The sequence below is a fragment of the Pandoraea sp. B-6 genome, assembly GCF_000282835.1.
In the GTDB taxonomy this organism is placed as follows: domain Bacteria; phylum Pseudomonadota; class Gammaproteobacteria; order Burkholderiales; family Burkholderiaceae; genus Pandoraea; species Pandoraea cepalis.
Window position 1 is genome coordinate 5,710 of the sequence record NZ_KB290569.1, and the last position, 4,726, is coordinate 10,435.

6 protein-coding genes and 1 pseudogene are annotated in these 4,726 nt (G+C 52.3%); 1 reads left to right on the plus strand and 6 read right to left on the minus strand.

Annotated features, from left to right (window positions below; all coding sequences use genetic code 11):
* A partial coding sequence (locus A985_RS27825) for an integrase core domain-containing protein (protein WP_232424725.1) occupies positions 1–226 on the plus strand: 226 nt, incomplete at its 5' end.
* A 26-nt stretch (positions 227–252) separates the two neighbouring features.
* On the opposite strand, the pseudogene A985_RS27830 reads toward A985_RS27825, so the two are convergent.
* The 6 genes and pseudogenes from A985_RS27830 to A985_RS0123495 all read right to left on the minus strand — a co-directional run.
* Positions 253–459, minus strand: a pseudogene (locus A985_RS27830) (IS3 family transposase); the annotation flags it as partial.
* A gap of 120 nt (positions 460–579) precedes the next feature.
* Positions 580–1,329 carry an amino acid ABC transporter ATP-binding protein gene (locus A985_RS0123475; RefSeq protein ID WP_017235813.1) on the minus strand — a complete coding sequence of 250 codons (750 nt, stop codon included), beginning with the start codon at positions 1,327–1,329 and terminating at the stop codon, positions 580–582.
* Positions 1,330–2,370 (minus strand): amino acid ABC transporter permease, encoded by a 1,041-nt coding sequence (locus A985_RS0123480; protein WP_017235814.1) that lies wholly within the window; start codon positions 2,368–2,370, stop codon positions 1,330–1,332. It lies immediately after the preceding gene.
* 94 nt (positions 2,371–2,464) lie between these two features.
* Positions 2,465–3,328: an ABC transporter substrate-binding protein gene (locus tag A985_RS0123485; RefSeq protein WP_083902422.1), complete on the minus strand. Its 864-nt coding sequence runs from the start codon at positions 3,326–3,328 to the stop codon at positions 2,465–2,467.
* Between the two features lie 42 nt (positions 3,329–3,370).
* The gene (locus tag A985_RS0123490) at positions 3,371–4,120 is read right to left on the minus strand and encodes an acetoacetate decarboxylase family protein (RefSeq protein WP_017235816.1); all 750 of its coding nucleotides are present in this window, start codon (positions 4,118–4,120) and stop codon (positions 3,371–3,373) included.
* A gap of 125 nt (positions 4,121–4,245) precedes the next feature.
* The gene (locus tag A985_RS0123495; RefSeq protein ID WP_017235817.1) at positions 4,246–4,458 is read right to left on the minus strand and encodes a hypothetical protein; all 213 of its coding nucleotides are present in this window, start codon (positions 4,456–4,458) and stop codon (positions 4,246–4,248) included.
* Positions 4,459–4,726: the final 268 nt, after the last annotated feature.

Sequence of the window (4,726 nt, forward strand, 5' to 3'; positions counted from 1 at the left end):
CGGATTGCGCCAAGAGTTCATCACGCCTCATTGCCCGCAACAGAACGGCATGGCCGAGCGCGTGATCCGTACCTTGAAAGAGCAATGCGTACATCGGCAACGCTTCGAGACGATCCAGCATGCCGCTCGCGTAACCGGTGACTGGGTACGTTTCTACAACCACCGGCGCCCGCATCATGCGCTAGGGATGAAGACCCCGGCTGAGGCATTCGCATTAGCCGCTTAATCTGAGCAGGTTCCGATGGGTCATTACAGCCGCTCGACTCGCTTGTGATTCACCCGCTGACCCGACTGCCGCAGCCTCAGATAAATCATGTCCGAACCGTAACGGCGATGCCGTTGAGCAAGCGCCACGATCTGCGCTCGCAAAGCCAAATTGCGTTCCGGGGTTAGCCGATACCTGTAGGCGCTGGCGCTCATGCCGATGACCCGCAAGGCGCGGGGTTCGCTCAGGCCTCGCTCGGGATTGGACTCTAAATCGTCGCTCTACTCAAATCGGGGGAGACGTCGCCCGCTCAGCAAGGGATTCGTTTTTCGGGGGGGGGAGCTCAGTTCCCGCGTCGGGCGCACGGAAACATTTTAGATACGGCCCGCTTGCGTGAGGCTGCGCAAAAAGGCCTTCGTTTCAGGCGCCTTCGGACTTCCAAAGATCTGTTCAGGCGAACCTCTCTCCAGAATTCGCGAGTGATGCAGGAAGCATAAAGTGTCTGAAATTTCGCGGGCAAAGGCCATTTCGTGGGTCGTGAGAATCAGTGTCATGCCGTCGGAAGCCAACTCCCGAACAAGATCAAGAACTTCCGCGACAAGCTCGGGATCCAGCGCGGAAGTGATTTCGTCCAGCAGCAATACCTGTGGCGACATCAGCATGGCACGCGCGATGGCAACCCGTTGCTGTTGCCCGCCGGAGAGTTGCGCTGGATAGGCACGCGCCCGCGTGGACAAACCGACCCGATTTAGCATCTTGTCTGCCCGTTCTATCGCCTCGTCTTCGGAACACAGCCCCGTAGAGACCGGCGCAATGATGCAATTTTCGATGACCGACATGTGCGGAAAAAGGTTGTAGCTCTGAAATACCATGCCCACAACCCGCCGCAACCCAACGAGATCGACACCAGGGCCAGACACAACATCGCCCGCCACTTTTATTTGCCCTTCATGGATTGCTTCCAGCCCATTTACGCATCGCAGAAGGGTGGATTTTCCTGATCCAGAAGCACCGATAAGTGTGACTACTTCGTGTTTCTTTATCGCAAGATTTATATCGCGCAGCACAACGGTCGATCCATATCTTTTCTCGACGTTCGCGAGTTCGATGAAGTTTTCAGTCATTCATTTCGCTCCTGAGCTTTTTGAAAAGCGTTTATCTCTTCGTGCCAGTAGTGCATCCACAAGTCGTGTTTGAGGAATGGTCAAGACGATAAAAAGAAAACAAACCACGCTGATCGTCGAGAGATTGAAGTATGCGGACGCGAATATCTTCGCTTGCGTGAAAACATCAATAATCCCTACAACATTAACGAGGGCAGTATCTTTCTGAAGTGCGATGAAATAGCTCAAGAGGGGTGCAGTGATATTGCGAAAAGCTTGAGGAAGCACTACTTTTCGCATAACCGAGAAAGGTGTCATGCCGAGTGACAGTGCCGCAGAAACCTGGCTCTCATGGACGGCTTCAATTCCAGATCGAAAAAGTTCCGCGTTGTAAGCGCTGAAAGTTATCGTCAATGCGGCCACTGCGTAAACGATAGGAGATGCCTGACTGAGATATGGAATGCCGGTCAGTGGCAAACCAAAACAAATCAAGTAAATAACAATGATGGCCGGCAAAGCCCGAAAAACATCGACGTACGCAACGGCAAGCGCGCGAATCGGTCCAAGACTGCGCCCCGGCAATAAGCGGCCTATGGCCAGAACCAGTCCAAAGATCATCGACATGATTTGTGCAACCACGGCGATCACCACGTTGATCCAGAGTGCCTTAATGATGTCGACGTAGCTGAGCTCAATCAAATCCCACTGCAGGAAGGTTTTTTGCACAGCGCCATCACCGGCCCTGACGAAAATCACGAGTGCGTAAACAAATAAAAGAAATCCGCTAAACCCTATCGTTCGCAAAAAATAATGTCGGGCCTGATCCGCCTGCACCCTTGAAGCTACGATATCTTGCTTTTCCCATAGGTATTTCGCAGCCCGTGCTGGCCCGATACCTTTGACGATCGGGCCAAAAACCACGCACAGTGTGGCGATTAAAAGAGCAAACCTGACAACGGTTGTATAATTTCCGAAGACGTTACGGAGGCTACTCGCGGCGGCCAGCGAGAGCCCCGCCGTCAAAAGCGCGATCACACTGGCCCAAATCAGGTGGGTTCTCACTTGAAGCGGCCGAGAAAGGTTCCTCCTATACCTTCCTGAACCGACTGAATTATTCTTTAGAGATGAAGGGAGGATGTCCACAGATCGCGCCATTTTATTTGCCCCATACTGGCAGGGCAACCGGATCGCCGCCCAGAACCGGCAGCAACCATTTGCGCTCGATCTCAGCAAGCGTTCCGTCTGCCTTCATGTCGTTCAAAATGCTATCCACCAACGCGACATTTGGCGAACCTTTAGGAAACATGACTCCCAGACTGGTGCCGATGTCGTACCTGGCAATCACTTTCATGGCGCCGTTAGATCTCGCAACCGCAGGCATCAGTCCCGTGGAGTCACTGAACGCAGCATCAATGAAGCCGGCCATGAGGGCATGAAGCATGTCGGCATTGGTATCGAACTGCTGGATCGCAGTCACTCCCACAGTGTCCTTCAGGAAGTTTTCGTACCGCTTTGCGCCAATGATGATCCCGACCTTGGCAGTCTTCAGTTGCGATTCGGTCAAGACTTTGTTCCCCTTCACGACCACAACCGGGTTGACGGTCCTGTAGGGTATCGAAAAATCCATGACTTTTTGCCGCTCCGGCGTGATGGCGACATTCATCACCGTGAAATCGAAGTCTTTGTTGTTCCCGCTTATCAACGCATCCCATGGCAGGTTGACAATCTTCACACTGGTAAGGCCACCGCGATAAGCAATTTCGGCTGTGAGGCAATAGAGATCGCCGCCGTTGATGTTGCTTGGGTTGGACCCGCGGTATCCGGTAGGCGATGAGGCTATCGGTCCGGCGATGGTCAGCACGCCCGGGACTTTGGTTTGGAAATGCTGAGTAGGCTTGGCATTCGAAAGCACACAATCGCCAAAGGCTGGCTTTTGGTCAGCGGAAAAAGCCAGACTTTGCACGAGCATCAATGCCACTCCAAAGAATGGAATTGCCAATGAAATGCGCTTTATATTCATGATGTTGATTTCTAGATAATTAATAGATTAATTTATGGTAAATCAACGGAGCTTGTGCACGCCGATGGAGCGGGATATATCAAAATCGAAAGACGATTTTTCGTAACGAGCCGAAAGAATATCTATATCTCCAAGAATGTTGAATTCGTCTAGCGGACCGTTCGACAGTTCAAACGTGGAATCAATGGCGATACTGACAGATGATTCAAAGTTCGGATAGTCGGTTTTAACGACTTCAGCCAACTCCGGCTCGTCGGCAACCGTTTTGGCCAGATGACGAACCTGCAAATTGCAGGATCCGTACTCGGGCACATTGAACTCTTCAGGCCATTTGCGAGCGTCAACGTCCGACGCTTGGAAGCTAGCCTTGGTGCGGGCAAGCACATGTCCGTACCTGCTGACTTCAACGGTGACCCCCTCTTCGGTTTCTTCCCATTTGAAGACACCATCCTTCTTCGGCCATCCGCCCAACTCACGCCCCGCAGCCAGTCCGAATCCGGTGGACGTGTACTCGAGGGTGCAGTATTTGCCAATCTCATTCTCGTATTTGCATGGAATACTGAAGGAAATATTGTTTCGTGGGGGCAAACCAAGGACCGCACCCATTCTTAGCCAACTAATCAGAATGAAATCGCCCATGGGCTCCAGTGGAAAAGGAGTAATGCTCTTGGTGACGCCGGGTTTGAGTCGGCCGAGCATGACTACCCGAGTGCAATCCTCGAACCGGATCATGGAATATGGAAATAGTGGAGACCAAGCCGGGAGGGTAATCGCCGTTAAGTAGTCAGACATATAAATCCTTGCGAAAACTGCGTTAAGAAATGGCTTTGTTGATCAAATAACTTTAGAATTTTCTGCATCTGCTTCGTTATACATGTCTCCTCCGTTTTATGAGCGACCGTATACGGCCATTCAGCTCACAACTTCATCATTTCCCGATCGTGCTCGTAGAAAGCGCGGATCAGAACCTCGGTCGCCGTGTGATCCTGTTTTTCGACATCGCGTTCGCTCACCTCGATTACTGCCTCCCGGTGCCCATAGTGCTGCGCGCCAAGCTGCGATTCGGACAGAACTTCGCCGTCTTCCATGGCAACGAAGCCGGCAGGGCCGTAGAGGTTGGCGTGGCGCATACGTAGCCGGCAGGAACAGGTACAACAGAAGTTTCAAGACCCATAAAAAACCTTCCCGATTGAATACGAGAAAGTGGCCGCGGTGATAAGCCACCGAGGGACGTCAGCGACTCGGCCAAGAGGTGCCCTGCTATGAACGAAAACGTCCAAGCTGATGCGAGACGGCGGGCAATGCTGTTACAGCACAAACTGCTTACCGACTGAGCACATGTGAGTCAGTTTGACCATCGCTTCAGTTGACATCAAGTTGGACCGGCCAGAGTTTCAT